The 14176-nt window shown below is 62.6% G+C and carries 13 protein-coding genes and 1 pseudogene; 10 read left to right on the forward strand and 4 right to left on the reverse strand.

The window, feature by feature from the left end:
- Positions 1–125: 125 nt before the first annotated feature.
- The 6 genes from PQR53_RS03505 (at position 126) to PQR53_RS03530 (ending at position 4962) form a co-directional block, all read left to right on the forward strand.
- The gene (locus PQR53_RS03505; protein WP_408451199.1) at positions 126–890 is read left to right on the forward strand and encodes an SDR family oxidoreductase; all 765 of its coding nucleotides are present in this window, start codon (positions 126–128) and stop codon (positions 888–890) included.
- Positions 891–949: 59 nt separating this feature from the next.
- Positions 950–1198, forward strand: coding sequence for an oxidoreductase-like domain-containing protein (locus PQR53_RS03510; protein ID WP_408451200.1), 249 nt, complete (start codon positions 950–952; stop codon positions 1196–1198).
- 51 nt (positions 1199–1249) lie between these two features.
- Positions 1250–2119, forward strand: a complete 870-nt coding sequence (locus PQR53_RS03515) for an NAD-dependent protein deacetylase (RefSeq protein ID WP_408451201.1) — start codon at positions 1250–1252, stop codon at positions 2117–2119.
- 80 nt (positions 2120–2199) lie between these two features.
- The gene (locus tag PQR53_RS03520) at positions 2200–2841 is read left to right on the forward strand and encodes a DUF938 domain-containing protein (RefSeq protein WP_408451202.1); all 642 of its coding nucleotides are present in this window, start codon (positions 2200–2202) and stop codon (positions 2839–2841) included.
- Between the two features lie 128 nt (positions 2842–2969).
- Complete coding sequence (gene gnd / locus PQR53_RS03525) at positions 2970–4379, forward strand: NADP-dependent phosphogluconate dehydrogenase (RefSeq protein WP_408451203.1); 1410 nt, start codon at positions 2970–2972, stop codon at positions 4377–4379.
- A gap of 265 nt (positions 4380–4644) precedes the next feature.
- Complete coding sequence (locus tag PQR53_RS03530; protein ID WP_408451204.1) at positions 4645–4962, forward strand: DUF4148 domain-containing protein; 318 nt, start codon at positions 4645–4647, stop codon at positions 4960–4962.
- A gap of 214 nt (positions 4963–5176) precedes the next feature.
- On the opposite strand, the gene PQR53_RS03535 is transcribed toward PQR53_RS03530, so the two are convergent.
- Complete coding sequence (locus tag PQR53_RS03535) at positions 5177–5497, reverse strand: hypothetical protein (RefSeq protein ID WP_408251362.1); 321 nt, start codon at positions 5495–5497, stop codon at positions 5177–5179.
- 247 nt (positions 5498–5744) lie between these two features.
- On the opposite strand from PQR53_RS03535, the gene PQR53_RS03540 reads away from it, so the two are divergent.
- Entirely contained in the window at positions 5745–6056 is a 312-nt protein-coding gene (locus PQR53_RS03540) for a cupin domain-containing protein (RefSeq protein ID WP_408451205.1), read from the forward strand.
- Positions 6057–6225: 169 nt separating this feature from the next.
- Positions 6226–6999, forward strand: a complete 774-nt coding sequence (locus tag PQR53_RS03545; RefSeq protein WP_408451206.1) for a murein hydrolase activator EnvC family protein — start codon at positions 6226–6228, stop codon at positions 6997–6999.
- 50 nt (positions 7000–7049) lie between these two features.
- Here PQR53_RS03545 and PQR53_RS03550 read toward each other — a convergent pair.
- Positions 7050–7418: pseudogene (locus PQR53_RS03550) on the reverse strand (MgtC/SapB family protein); the annotation flags it as partial.
- A 43-nt stretch (positions 7419–7461) separates the two neighbouring features.
- A complete protein-coding gene (locus PQR53_RS03555; protein WP_408451207.1) occupies positions 7462–9300 on the reverse strand; it encodes a thiamine pyrophosphate-requiring protein in 1839 nt (612 codons plus the stop codon).
- A 485-nt stretch (positions 9301–9785) separates the two neighbouring features.
- Between PQR53_RS03555 and PQR53_RS03560 the strand changes: the two genes are divergently transcribed.
- Positions 9786–11294: an MEDS domain-containing protein gene (locus tag PQR53_RS03560; RefSeq protein WP_408451208.1), complete on the forward strand. Its 1509-nt coding sequence runs from the start codon at positions 9786–9788 to the stop codon at positions 11292–11294.
- A 94-nt stretch (positions 11295–11388) separates the two neighbouring features.
- Here the strand turns inward: PQR53_RS03560 and PQR53_RS03565 are convergent, their stop codons facing one another.
- Entirely contained in the window at positions 11389–12720 is a 1332-nt protein-coding gene (locus PQR53_RS03565) for an NRAMP family divalent metal transporter (protein WP_408451209.1), read from the reverse strand.
- Positions 12721–13159: 439 nt separating this feature from the next.
- Between PQR53_RS03565 and ltaE the strand changes: the two genes are divergently transcribed.
- A complete protein-coding gene (gene ltaE, locus PQR53_RS03570) occupies positions 13160–14167 on the forward strand; it encodes a low-specificity L-threonine aldolase (protein WP_408451210.1) in 1008 nt (335 codons plus the stop codon).
- Positions 14168–14176 lie beyond the last annotated feature (9 nt).

A 14176-nucleotide genomic window follows, 5' to 3' on the forward strand; every position in this document is an offset into this window, starting at 1 on the left:
TTGGAAAACAATGAAAGCGCGCTGAAAGACGTGACGGTTTTTTGGCGGCCGCCACGTTGCATTTGTGATGGGCAATCCGCTGCTGTATGGTGCTAAGGGCAAGTAAACGGAGCAGGAGGCTCGCAGTGACAGGAACGGGAACCAAGAAGGTGGCGCTGGTGACAGGCGCGGGCAGCGGCATTGGTCGAGCCGCTGCGCTCAAGCTGCTGGAACATGGCTATAGCGTTGTGCTCGCCGGCCGTCGTCAGGCGGCGCTCGACGCCGTTGTCGAAGCAGCGCAGCAACTGGGCGGCGACGCGCTCGCCGTGGCCTGCGACGTAACGGACGCCGACAGCGTCGCCGCGCTGTTCGACACGATCCGCGCGCGCCGCGGCCGGCTCGACGTGCTGTTCAATAACGCGGGCCGCGGCGGCTCGCCCGTGGATATCGACGAACTCCCGATCGACGAATGGCGCTCAGTGGTCGACACCAATCTCACCGGCGTGTTTCTGTGCACGCGGGCCGCCTTCGGTCTGATGAAAACGCAGACGCCGCGAGGCGGCCGCATCATCAACAATGGCTCGATTTCGGCGCACGCGCCGCGGCCGAACAGCATTGCTTACACGGCGACCAAGCACGCGATCACCGGCATCACGAAAGCGGTGTCGCTCGACGGCCGCAAATACGACATCGTGTGCGGCCAGATCGACATCGGCAATGCCGCGACGGAAATGGCCGAGCGGATGGCGCGCGGCGTGCCGCAGGCGAACGGCGAAATCGCGGTCGAGCCGTTGATGGACGTGCAGCATGTTGCCGACGCGGTGCTGCATATGGCGGAATTGCCGCTGTCGGCGAACGTGCAGTTCATGACCATCATGGCGAGCAAGATGCCGTTCGTCGGCAGAGGCTGAGCGCGTCGCGGGAGATCAACTTATACTGGGCGCTTCCCGCCTTTTCGAAACGATTCGCCGTGCCCCGCGTCACACCCAAGGACGACCCGCCGCCGGCGCCGCCCGTGCAGCCCGATCTCGACGATTGTTGTCATAGTGGCTGCAATCCGTGTGTCTTCGATCTCTACGATGAAGCGCTCGAACGCTATCAGGCCGCGCTCGCCGAGTGGCAAGCGCGGCAGGCGGCGCTTAAGGTGCGAAAGGCGCGCATGATGACAACGGCGCCAGCGATGCACGCGCAGCCGACCAAACCGCGCACGCGCCGCTGAATGTCGTTTCAGGTTTTACGTCAAGGCCGCAGCCGTCCCTCAATTCCCGTCATGACCGACCTTCAGCCCGCGCACATCGAACCCTTCACCGAATCGCACACATTGGACGACCTGCATGACTTCGTGCAGCGTTATCCGCGTCTGTTCGTGCTGACCGGCGCGGGCATCAGCACCGACTCCGGCATTCCAGGCTATCGCGACGACAACGGCGAATGGAAGCGTTCGCCGCCGATCACGCTGCAGGAATTCCTCGGTACGGTCGCGATGCGCCAGCGCTATTGGGCTCGCAGCATGGTCGGCTGGCCGGTGGTGGCCGGCGCGCAGCCGAACGCCGCGCATACCGCCCTGGCCCGGCTCGAGGCGGCGGGTCACGTGCCGACGCTCGTCACCCAGAACGTCGACGGGTTGCATCAGCGGGCGGGCAGCCGCGAGGTGATCGAATTGCATGGCGGTATCGGCGGTGTGACGTGTCTGGACTGCGGCATGCAGCATTCGCGCGCGTCGATCCAGCAGACGCTGGAGGCCGACAACCCCGCGTTGCTGAACGTCAGCGCCGAAACCGCCGCCGATGGCGACGCGCATCTCGAGTGGCACGATATCGAATCGTTCCGCATTCCAGCGTGTACGAACTGCGGCGGTCTGTTGAAGCCCGCCGTGGTGTTCTTCGGCGAAAGCGTGCCGCGTGAGCGGGTCGAGGCGGCCTCGCATGCGCTCGATGCGGCGGATGCCGTGCTAGTGGTGGGCTCGTCGCTAATGGTTTATTCGGGCTACCGTTTCTGTGTGTGGGCGCAAAAGCTGGGCAAGCCGATCGTCGCGATCAATCTCGGGCGCACGCGTGCCGATGCGCTGCTGTCGCTGAAAATCGCCGCGCCCTGTGCGGATACGCTGACTGCTTTGGCAGCGCGGCTCGCGCTGGATTGATGCCGTGACCTACGACCCTGACCTGCGCCCGTGACCTCGCCGAACGCGTGCGCACGACCCTGTATTGAAACAAAGTGAACATGACTGACTCTCATCCAGTACTGCGGCAACACTCGCCATCTGCCGAACGCAATCGCGAACCGATACTCGCTGTATTGCGCGAGGTGTTGCCGGCCACCGGCCGCGTGCTGGAAATCGCGAGCGGCACGGGCCAGCACGCGATCTGCTTTGCCGGTGCGTTGCGTGGACTCGATTGGCAACCGAGCGATCCCGATGCGGATGCGCGTGCGTCGATTGCCGCATGGATCGCGCGTGAAGGGCTGACGAACGTGCACGCACCGCTTGCCCTCGACGTGCATCAGCGGGACTGGGGCGCGCAACCGCTGGATCAGCTCGACGCCGTGGTCTGTATCAACATGGTTCACATCTCGCCGTGGAGCGCGACAGAGGCGCTGTTCGCCGGCGCGAGCCGCCACCTGACCGTTGGCGGTGTACTGTATCTGTACGGTCCTTATAAACGCGGGGGTGCGCAAACCTCGCCGAGCAACGATGCGTTCGATCAACAATTGCGCAGCCGCGACCCCGCGTGGGGCGTGCGCGACATGGAAGCAGTGGTAGCGTTGGGCGCATCGGTCGGACTGGTGTGCGGCGAGCCGATCGCGATGCCGGCCAACAATTTCAGTCTGGTTTTCAGGAAACACCCGGAGGCGGCGCGCGGCTGACTCGTGTGTGCTGTTCGCTTTCGTGCGGCAAGCCGGCATTTCTTTTATCCTTTCACCCTCGACGTCCCGCCGACGTTCTTTGTTTCCGGCGTGACGTCTCGACATTTTTTGGACTCTGGAGAATTCACATGGGCAAACAGGCAATCGGCGTGGTGGGGCTAGCGGTCATGGGCCGCAATCTGGCGCTCAACATCGAAAGCCGCGGCCACGCGGTGTCGGTGTACAACCGTAGCCGCGAGAAAACCGACGAACTCATCGCCGAATATCCGGACAAGAAGCTGGTGCCGGCCTTCACGCTGGAAGAGTTCGTGGAGTCGCTGGAAAAGCCGCGCCGCATTCTGCTGATGGTGAAGGCGGGCGAAGGCACCGACGCCACCATCAACCAGTTGAAACCGCTGCTGGAAAAGGGCGACATTCTGATCGACGGCGGCAACACCCATTTCACCGACACCATCCGCCGCAATCAGGATCTCGCGAAGTCCGGTCTGCACTTCATCGGCACGGGCGTGTCGGGCGGCGAAGAAGGCGCACTGAAAGGGCCGTCGATCATGCCGGGCGGCCAGCGCGACGCCTATGACCTGGTCGCGCCGATCCTCACCGAAATCGCCGCCAAGGCGCCGGACGGCGAACCGTGCGTGGCCTACATGGGACCGGACGGCGCGGGCCACTTCGTGAAGATGGTGCACAACGGCATCGAATACGGCGATATGCAGCTCATCGCCGAGAGCTACGCAGTGCTCAAGCAGGTCGTCGGCCTGTCGAACGAAGAATTGGGCAAGGTCTACACGGAATGGAATCAGGGTGAACTCGACAGCTATCTGATCGAAATCACCTCGAAGATTTTCGGCAAGAAAGACGAGGAAACCGGCAAGGACCTGGTCGACGTGATCCTCGATCGCGCCGCGCAGAAGGGCACGGGCAAGTGGACCAGCCAGAACGCGCTCGACCTCGGCGCGCCGCTGCCGCTGATCACGGAAGCCGTGTTCGCGCGCGTGCTGTCGTCGCTGAAAACGCAACGCGTGGCCGCCAGCAAGGTGCTGGAAGGCCCGACGGCGAAGCCGCTCGGCGCCGAGCGTGACGCGTTCATCGAGTCAGTGCGCCGCGCGCTGTACTTCAGCAAGGTGATTTCGTACGCGCAAGGTTTCGCGCAACTGCGCGCGGCGTCGGAAGAATACAAGTGGGATCTGGACTACGGCACGATCGCGAAGATTTTCCGCGCCGGCTGTATCATCCGCGCCCGCTTCCTGCAGAAGATCACGGACGCCTATACGAAAGACAAGGCCATCGCCAATCTGCTGCTCGATCCTTACTTCCGCGACATCGCGAAGAACTATCAGTCGGCGTTGCGCGAGGTCGTGATTGCAGCCATCAACGCGGGCGTGCCGGTTCCGGCGTTCGCGTCGGCGGTGGCGTATTTCGACGCGTATCGTTCGGAACGCCTGCCGGCGAATCTGGTGCAGGCCCAGCGCGATTTCTTCGGCGCGCATACGTTCGAACGTATCGACAAGCCGGGCAGCTTCCACGCGAACTGGAGCTGAGCGTTTGAATCGTGGCCCGGCGTGCACTTGCCGTAACGCGCGCCGGCCGCATCGGCGATTGAAATCGAGACAGAGAATTGTTGCCAAATGATCTTGAGCAGTGGGCGTGGCGGCCCGGTAGCCCTCCTACTATTGCGAAATTCGAAATAGAGTTTCATCGATTTAGGGGTTTCCCCTAGATGCCAACGCTCCTAAACTTCTACTTAAGCGCTACGGACCACACGTCCTAAAGCGGATGAAAAAACAAGTTCTGGAGGTTTACATCATGAAAGCTCTTATCTCTGCAGTTGTCGTTGCCGCGGCTCTCGTCGCTCCTGTTGCTTCGTTTGCTCAATCGAACCAGCCGGTTACCCGCGCCGAAGTGCGCGCTCAACTGGTGCAACTCGAAAAGGCGGGCTACAACCCGGTCGGCGACCATTTCGACTACCCGGCCAACATCCAGGCCGCGCAAGCACGTGTCGATGCACAGAACGGTACGGCTCAAGCTGTGAATAGCGGCTACGGCGCACCGATTGCCGGCAGCTCGCAAGCCGGCCGCCCGGTGAGCAGCACCGACCGCAACTCGGTCTACTTCGGCAACTAATTCGCCGAAGCTGATGGAAACGCCGCCTTGTAGTAGGCGGCGAATTTAAAAAACGCCGACCGGATTGCCGGGCGGCGTTTTGTCGTTTACGGCCCGGGTTGGCCGTCAGTCGAACGGTGAGCGAAACGTGGCGGACCGGCGGCGCTTGCGGATGAGCGCCGGGGTGCGCGGCAGTGCGGATGCGTTTCCCGCGAAGCGCAGCGCTAATGCAGGGCTAATGCAGGGTTCGATGCCGGCGGCCTATTTCGTCGAACAGCGCGCGGCTGGGTTCGAGGGCCAGCAACCAGGATTCGTCGTAACCGCTGAGGTTGTCGAGCGCCTCGCGCAGCCGTTCGATCGCGACGGCGGGAATCTCGACGCTGGCTTCGACGCCGCTCGACAAACCCGCAATGCTGGCCAGTTGCACCAGCGCGTCGGCGGCTTCGGCGACGTCTGCCGCGAAAACCAGATGTGTGTTCAGCAACTCGACCAACCCGGGCGACGCCGCCACATCGTCGACGTTGAGTTGCACGGCCAGAAAGGTGGCTTTGTTCATCCCCAACTCCTCGCAGGATTCAGGCGTTTGCATACGGTGCGTCGCGGCAGCTTGACTGAGTATAGGCGAGGGTCGAAAGGATTCAATGATCACACGAATGTGCATTGCGGCCTCGCGCTAGCGGACGTGAGCGTTGCAACACCTATAATGGGGCCAGTCGGAACGCGTGCTCCCGCCGGGCCGGGCGCTTCGGTATGCGGCACGGATCACGCGCAGACAGCGTCTGCTTCTCAACCCGCTACTCATCATGAAGATCATCCGCAGCAAGAGCTTCACCGCAACGCGTCCATGGGGCGCGCTTGATATCGCCAACATACGCGGCATAACGACGCGTCTGCATTGGACCGACCAGCCTTATAAATGGCATGTCAACGACGGCGAGGAAGTGTTTGCCGTGCTCGACGGCCGCGTGGAGATGCGCTACCGCGAAGACGGCGTCGAACAGTCGGCCATTCTGGAAACGGGCGATGTGTTCTACGCGTCGGTGGGCACCGAACATGTCGCGCATCCAATCGGCGTTGCGCGCATTCTGGTGATCGAGGCCGCGGGCAGTGTCTGAGGGCTCAGTAGCCCATGCGGTGCCGAAGCCTGTGCCGACGCGCACGACGGCATAATGGATGCGCGCCGCGGTGAGCGTGTCGTGTCACGGAAGCCGAGTCGAGCCGGGCGGCACGGCAAATGCTTGGGGCTGGTTGAAACCGATTGAATCAACGTGTCGAGGAAATCACATGACAAGACAATGGCAATTCACGGCGAGCCGGCTGCTGATCGCGGCCACCTTCGGCGTGTTGGTCACCGGCTGTACGTCGATGCCGTGGGAAAGCACCCCGTTCTACAGTGGCGCGCCGTCCCAGCCAACTACCCTCACCACGGTCCCTGTGCCGGCCGGCTACTACCGCGCCAATCAGGGTGACACGCTGGCGGGCATCGCGTCGGCGTATGGCCGTAGGCCGCAGGAGATTGCGGCGTGGAACGGCCTCGCGGCTAATTCCGCGGTCAATCCGGGGCAGGTGCTGCGGGTGGCGCCGCCGATGGCGTCGGGTAGTGTGGTGACACCGCCGGTCAATGTTGCCGGTCAGAATGGTTCGGTCACGACGCCCGGCGCGACCGGCGCGGCCGCTGTTCCGCAGCAAGGCGTGCTGTTGTGGCCGCTGCGCGGTCCCGTGCTGAAAGCCTTCGCGCCCGGCAAGTCGAACGGCATCGTGATCGGCGGCCATCCGGGCGATCCGGTCAAGGCCGCCGCCACCGGCCGGGTGGTCTATGCGGGCACGGGTATCGAGGCATACGGGCCGCTCATCATCATCAAGCACGACGACTCGCTGATCACCGCCTACGGGCAGAACAGCACGCTGCTGGTCAAGGAAGGCGATGCTGTCGCGCAAGGGCAAACCATCGGCGAAGTCGGGGTGGATAGCCGCGGCGTGGCATCGATCCAGTTCGAAGTGCGTCAGAACGGCCAGCCGGTCGATCCGCTTGCGTGGCTGCCGAAGTCGGGTGGGTGATTCCAGATGATCGCGACTTGAGGAAGGTTGGATTCGAACCCTCATCCATCGCCGCCGGCGCACAAACCGATCACGGTCACAAACCATAGTGTTGCAGCGGTCGTGACGCCCGTGACCAGGCCGTCCTTGCGCAGAATCGCCCCGGCGCCGATGAACCCAACTCCGGACAGAATGCCGAGCGGCAGGCGCATCAGGTCGAGCTCCACGAAAGAGCCTTCGGGTTTGCCGGCCTGCGGCAGCAGCACGTTGACCTGAAGCATCGCGATGCAGGCGGCAAGGCAAACCAGCAGTGTCGTACGTAGGCCTGCCGCCTTGCCGGACTCGCCGCGATTCAGTCCGATCACCACGCCGGCTGCCAACGCGACCGCAAGGCGAACTGCTACGTCCAGCCAACTGACTGTCAGTGCCATCGCGTTCATCCCTGACCTCCACTGAGGCTGGCGCCAGGCGCCGTAACGCGCTCTATTTGTCGTGATGGCCGGGCAGTACCGCGCCGAGCACCTGTTTGGCCGTTTCGACGATTACATTGCCTTGATCTGGATCGCCCTTCATCAGCGTCGACGCAAAGGCCTTGGCCTGCGCGAGCGTGATATGCGGCGGCAGCGGCGCGATATTCGGATCGGCCTTGACTTCGATGACCACCGGCCGATCCGCCGCGAAGGCTTCGTCCCAGGCGGCGCCCATCTGTTCGGCGTCGTCGACGTAAATGCCTTTCAGGCCGATCATTTCCGCGAACTTGTGATACGGCACCGACGGAATGTTCTGCGAGGCCTCGAACTTCGGATCGCCTTCCATCGCGCGCTGTTCCCATGTCACCTGATTGAGGTCGCCGTTGTTCAGCACCATGCAGATCCAGCGCGGATCAGTCCAGCCTTGCCAGTACTTCGAGACCGTGATCAGTTCGGCCATGTTGTTCATTTGCATCGCGCCGTCGCCGACCAGCGCGATCACGGGCCGTTCAGGGTAGGCGAATTTCGCCGCGATCGCATAAGGCACGGCCGCGCCCATCGACGCAAGACCGCCCGATAGCGAACACATCATGCCGCGTTGCACTTTCAGATCGCGCGCGTACCAGTTCGCGACCGAGCCGGAGTCGCTCGTCACGATCGCGTCGGCGGGAATGCGCTTGGACAGTTCCCATACTGTGCGCTGCGGATTGACCGCATCCTTGCCGGCTTCGTGCGCGCGCTTGTCGAGCGTTTTCCACCAGTCCGCGGTCCAGCCTTCGATCTTCTTGCGCCAGCCGCGGTCCTTTTTTTCTTCAAGAAGCGGCAGCAGCGCGCGTAAGGTTTCGACGCTATCGCCGACCAGATTCACTTCCATCGGATAACGCAGGCTCAGCATGTCCGCCTTGATGTCGATCTGCACGCCACGCGCCGCGCCTTCCTTCGGCAAAAATTCAGCATAGGGAAAGCCCGAGCCGATCATCAGCAGCGTGTCGCACTCGCTCATCAGGTCGTAACTGGGTTTGGTGCCGAGCAGGCCGATCGAGCCCGTGACCCAAGGCAAATCGTCGGGCAGCGCGGCTTTGCCGAGCAGTGCTTTGGCGACGCCCGCGCCGAGCTTTTCGGCGACGGCGATCACGTCGTCAGTGGCGTGCAATGCGCCTGCCCCCACGAGGATCGCGACTTTCTTGCCGGCATTGAGGACGTCGGCGGCTTGCTGAAGGTCGTCGGGATACGGCACGAGACGCGGCGCGCGATAGCCGACACCCGAGTGCAACGTGCCGTGTTTGCGGCCGGGTGCTTCATAGGGCAGGTCCTGCAGATCGTTAGGCAGGATGATCGCGGTGACTTTGCGCTCGGCGAGCGCGGTACGAACCGCACGGTCGACCAGATGGCGGACTTGAGCCGGCACACTGGCCTGCTCGACGAAGGCACCGGCGACGTCCTTGAACAGGGAGACCAGGTCGAGTTCCTGCTGATAGTGGCCGCCGAGCGCCGCCCGGGCTTGCTGCCCTGCGATGGCGAGAACCGGCATGTGATCCATTCGCGCGTCGTAAAGGCCGGTGATCAGATGCGACGCGCCGGGGCCCGAGGTGGCGATGCAAACCCCGAGTTCGCCGGTGAATTTGGCATGGGCGGCGGCCATGAAGGCGGCCATTTCCTCGTGACGGACCTGGACGAATTCGATGGGACGGGTGGGATGATCCTGGTCTTTCTGCTGTTTCCTTGCCTTGGTCTGGGCACGGTTGAGGGCGCCGAAGACCCCATTGATACCGTCGCCGGGATAGCCGTAAATGCGGCGCACGCCCCAGGCGTGAAGCCGCTCGATGATGAAGTCGCCAACGGTCTCGGACATGCTCTCTCCTTGAGTGCGATTTAAGCGGCAACGGCTGAACGATTTGGCCGCGCCATCTCGCGCCGCCGGTTGCACACATCCGACGTGTCCCGCAAATCCCGTTCCGCTATATTGCAAGCTGTAATCGTCAGCGCCGACATCACTCTTTCGCGTCCCCTGAGCTGAACGCGCAACACAAGGGCGTTGGCAATACGTCAGCATTCAAGCCAACCACGCACATTGCGACATGCGTATGACGAATGCGCGACTGCAACGCTGAAGAATCGGCTAGGGAAAACGACTATTCTTTCAAAAGTGCCCGTACTTTATTTTCCTTGTGACTCTCGTATAACCGATCCGGCGTGACTATTCTGCTTCCTGGTTTCAGTCAGGACTGCCGGACATGCGCGCCAGCTGGGGTGACATTTTTTATTTTTTCGAAAGCGCTGTCGATTCTGTCGAACCGCGCGGCAGTGGTTCTTGGCCCACGTATTTTTAGGGAAACGATGACCACCGGAAATCGTAAAAGCGGAATTGCTTCACTTGGGCCCATTTCCTGGGGCACCCATCTTTGTCATTTCTATGAGACGCGCAACGAATTACTTAGCGTGACAGCGAATTTCCTCCAGGCCGGACTCGCTCAGCGCGAAGTCGGCGTATGGGTCGCGCCCGCGTTGCTGGGTCCGGACAAAGCCCGTCATATGCTCACGCGGGCAATGCCCGCACTCACCGAATATATCGACTCCGGTCAGTTGCAGATTCTCGATGGCGCGCAGCTCTATGCGCCGTCTCGCACCGGCTTCAACGGCAGTGCCACGGTGGGCTTATGGTCGGCGGCAATCAACGATGCACTCGGACGCGGCTTCGAAGGTCTACGCGTTGCCGGCGACGCTGTGTGCAACGAGAATACCGATTGGGCGGCACTGCTCGACTATGAAGCGACGTTGAAGCATAAGCTCGCCGCGAGCCCGATCGTCGGCTTGTGCACTTACTGCGTACAGGGCTTGCGCGCCGCCCAGACCCGCGAGATCGAACGTCTGCACGATGCGGCGGTTGCGCCTTCGCCTGCTGAATTCGTGGACCGGACCGCATCGAAAGTTGGACGGCGGGCGATACCCTCAGTTGAACCGCAGCAGGTCAGCGGTGAAACGCGGCAGACCACAGTGCTCAGCGAGTCCTCCATTGAGGCCACACATCAGTTCGCCGTCGGGCCGATGATCGGCCATGAGATCCGCAATGCGATTACGCCGCTAGGCCTGCTTGCGCGTTTGCTGAATACCCAATATGGGCACGACGAACAGCTCACGCGGTATGCGCTGGTGCTGTCACGGCAAGCCAGCCTGCTGGGGCAGTTGGCTCAGCAATTGATGGCACCGGCTCATATTCCGTGCGCGAACTCGCTGGAATCGGAGGGCGAGCTCGTGGTGGACGCGCGGCCAGCGCAGTCGGGACACGTCGACGTCGACGACCTGCTCGCGCATTGCATTCAGGTAGCGCAAGCGGGGGTCCCCGGGCATTTGCCGATCAATCTGGCGAAAAGCGTTACGCCGATCCTCGTGCGGGGCGACTTCTGCAAGCTGACGCAGGTGTTCGTCAACGTCATGGTGAACGCGCTCAAATATTCCTCTCCAACGGATGCGGTCTCGGTGACGGCGGCTCGTGCGGGATGCTCCTGCTATATCAGCGTGCGTGATAACGGCATCGGAATCACGTCGCGCGAACTGAAAACGATCTTCAAGCTCTATGCGCGCGGTCTCGAAGGGCGTGCGCTGGGTGTCGAAGGTCTTGGGCTTGGCTTGTCGGTGGTTCGTGACATCGTTGTCAGTTGCGGGGGCACGGTCGAGGCCTTCTCCGAAGGTCCGGGGACCGGGTCGGAATTCGTGGTGCGTCTGCCGCTTGCGAAGCCGCCCATCAGCGCGCCGGAGAATGAGGACGCGTTCGACGCAAATGTCCGCGACGAGGTTTGCGTCGCGCAGGCCGACGCGGGTGCCGTGCAAGTGTTGACGAATCTTTAGCGTGTTGCGACAGTAAAAGACGCTGCATGAGCCTTTATGCGGTTTTCCTTCATGCCGTTTCTCGCCGTGCCGTGGAGCGCCAACGCATCGAGCGTCAACTCAGCCATCCACACGCATAGCGTGCAGCAACGGCGGCGCCCATGCCGACGGTTGCCAGCCAGGCCAGCACGCGCAACGTCCAGTGTGAACTCAGATCGCCGACCGACGAGTGCCTTGTGCTGAGCAGCACCAGCAGCACCATCACGGGCGTCGCGGTCGTCCCATTGAGCACCGCGCTCCAGTACAGAATGCGCAGCGGGTCGAATCGCATTGCCGCCAGCGCGACGCCAATCGCACCCCCTAGTGCTACGACTGCAATGTGCGTGTAGGCGATGCGCCGGTCATTGGAGGCGTCGTTATGCCAGTTCAACCCACTCGCGACGGCGTGTGCCGCGGAACCGGCAAGCGGCGGTAACGCCAGCAATGCGCTGCTGAGCAACGCCAGCCCCAACAGGTGCGAAGCGAACTGGCCCGCGATCGGCGCAAGCGCGCCCGCGAGGGAGGCGCTCGTGTCGACAGCCCCGCCTACTTCATGGAGGCTTGCTGCCGCGGCGATCATGATGGATAGCGCAACGGCATTGGACATTGCGGTTCGAATCAGTGTGCCGGCGCGCAAGCTTCGGAAGCCTTCGTGGCGCGACCCGTTTGCTGAGCGATCGACATGGGTCCGTTGATCAGGGCGCTGCGCTTCTACCTGCTGTTCGGCCTGCGAATAGAGCAGGTACGGGCTGATGGTCGTGCCGAGTACCGCGAGGAGCATCTCCAGGTAATGCACGGACCAGGTCACGTGAGGTATCAGTGCGCTGATCGCGATTGTCGACCAGGGAAGATGGAGTGCGATGTCGACGACGACGTAAGCGAATAGCGACAGCGCCAGCCATCGCAGCACGCGCGCGTACTTCGGATAAGGAACGAACCACTGCAGCGCGGCGCAGAGCACCAGGAACACTGCTGCGAAGACGGGCACCGAGCCGTGCCACAGCAGTTGGGCAGCCACACCCATCGCGACGACATCGGCGGCAATATTGAAGGTGTTGGCGATCAGGAAGCGTGCAACCGCGAGGAAGAACCAGATGCGCGAGTAATGCTCTCGCATGTTGGTCGTCAATCCCTTGCCTGTCAGACGCGCGATACGCGCTGATACGAGCTGCAAGGCGACGATCAGCGGATAGGACAGCACACACGTCCACAGCAGGTCGTAGCCGAACTGCGCCCCCGCAAGCGAATAGGTGGCGATACCGCTTGGGTCGTTGTCGGCTGCGGTGGAGATCACGCCCGGCCCAATATCGGCTGCCCAGGAGTGTGCGGCGGTTTCACCTCGAGCACTGTCGTGACGGTAGGTAATGTTGCGCTCCTGAAATCGCTGAGTGGGCGATAGGCCGCTCACCTCGGCGTTCGATCGATTTTTCGCACCGGTTGCAAATATCACGCATAGCTCACGCGTGGCCACAGGAACATGGCTGGGGAGGCGAGTATGAGTCGTGAGTGCAGCAGCAAGATAAGTACCCGTGGCAGGGCATGAAAAGCACGGCAATTACCGGCAGCCGCTATGCCTGACATTTATGGCGTTCTACCCTATGCCGCCCGCGATCGAAGACCGCGTTCTGGCCTCGTCCCAAAGTGACGATCAAAGAATTGCTGAATTGATGGAGCGTCAGCGGGGCACGATGCTGCATCGCACCAATGACAAAGCACGGAGCACACCGCAAAATGTGGGACTCATCAGCCGGAGCGCCCCCCGTCCATCGAAGCAGATGACGCGGCACGCGAACCGGTTGCCACAGGCTGTCTTGCATTGTCACAACAGGGACACAAAGGCTCTCACCATGATCGATTTGCGCAGCGATACCGTAACCCGTCCGACCTCCGCCATGCTCGCGGCCATGTCGGCCGCCGAAGTAGGCGACGACGTCTGGGGCGACGACCCAACCGTGCTGCGTCTGCAAGCAACGGTCGCGGAGCGCGCCGGCAAGGAAGCCGGCCTGTTCTTCCCGAGCGGCACGCAGAGCAATCTGGCGGCGTTGATGGCGCACTGCGCGCGCGGCGACGAATACATCGTCGGCCAATTGGCGCACACCTATAAGTACGAAGGCGGCGGCGCGGCGGTGCTCGGCAGCATCCAGCCGCAGCCGCTCGAAAATGCCGCCGACGGTTCGATCCCGCTCGAGAAGATCGCCGCGGCAATCAAACCGATCGACGACCACTTCGCGCGCACGCGGCTGCTGGCGCTGGAAAACAGCATCGGCGGCAAGGTATTGCCGGCGGGCTATGTCGAGGAGGCCGTGCAGCTGGCGCGTCAGCGCGGCCTATCCACTCACCTCGACGGCGCGCGCGTCTATAACGCGGCGGTTGCCTCGGGCAAGCCGGTGGCCGCGCTGTGCGCGCCGTTCGATTCGGTCTCGATCTGTTTTTCGAAGGGCCTGGGCGCCCCGGTCGGTTCGGTATTGGTTGGCAGCCAGGCGCTGATCGATGTGGCGCATCGCTGGCGCAAGGTGCTGGGCGGCGGAATGCGCCAGGCCGGCGTGCTGGCGGCGGCTTGCCTGTACGCGCTGGATCACAACGTCGAACGTCTCGCCGACGACCACGCGAACGCGGCGCATCTGGCGGCCGGTCTGGAGGCGATCGACCAGGTCAAGGTGCAGTCGATCGCGACCAACATGGTGTTCGCGCAGTTTCCGCAGCAGGATTGCGCGGCGCTCGAAGCGTGGCTTAAGGAGCGTGGCATCCTCACGCAGATGCTGTACGCGTCGCGATTCGTCACGCACAAGGATGTGTCGCGTGCGGATATCGATACGTTTCTCGCCGCGGTGAAGGGGTATTTCGCCGCGCGTTGATCGAGCGGA

The sequence above is a fragment of the Paraburkholderia fungorum genome (assembly GCF_046027605.1).
In the GTDB taxonomy this organism is placed as follows: Bacteria; Pseudomonadota; Gammaproteobacteria; order Burkholderiales; family Burkholderiaceae; genus Paraburkholderia; species Paraburkholderia fungorum_F.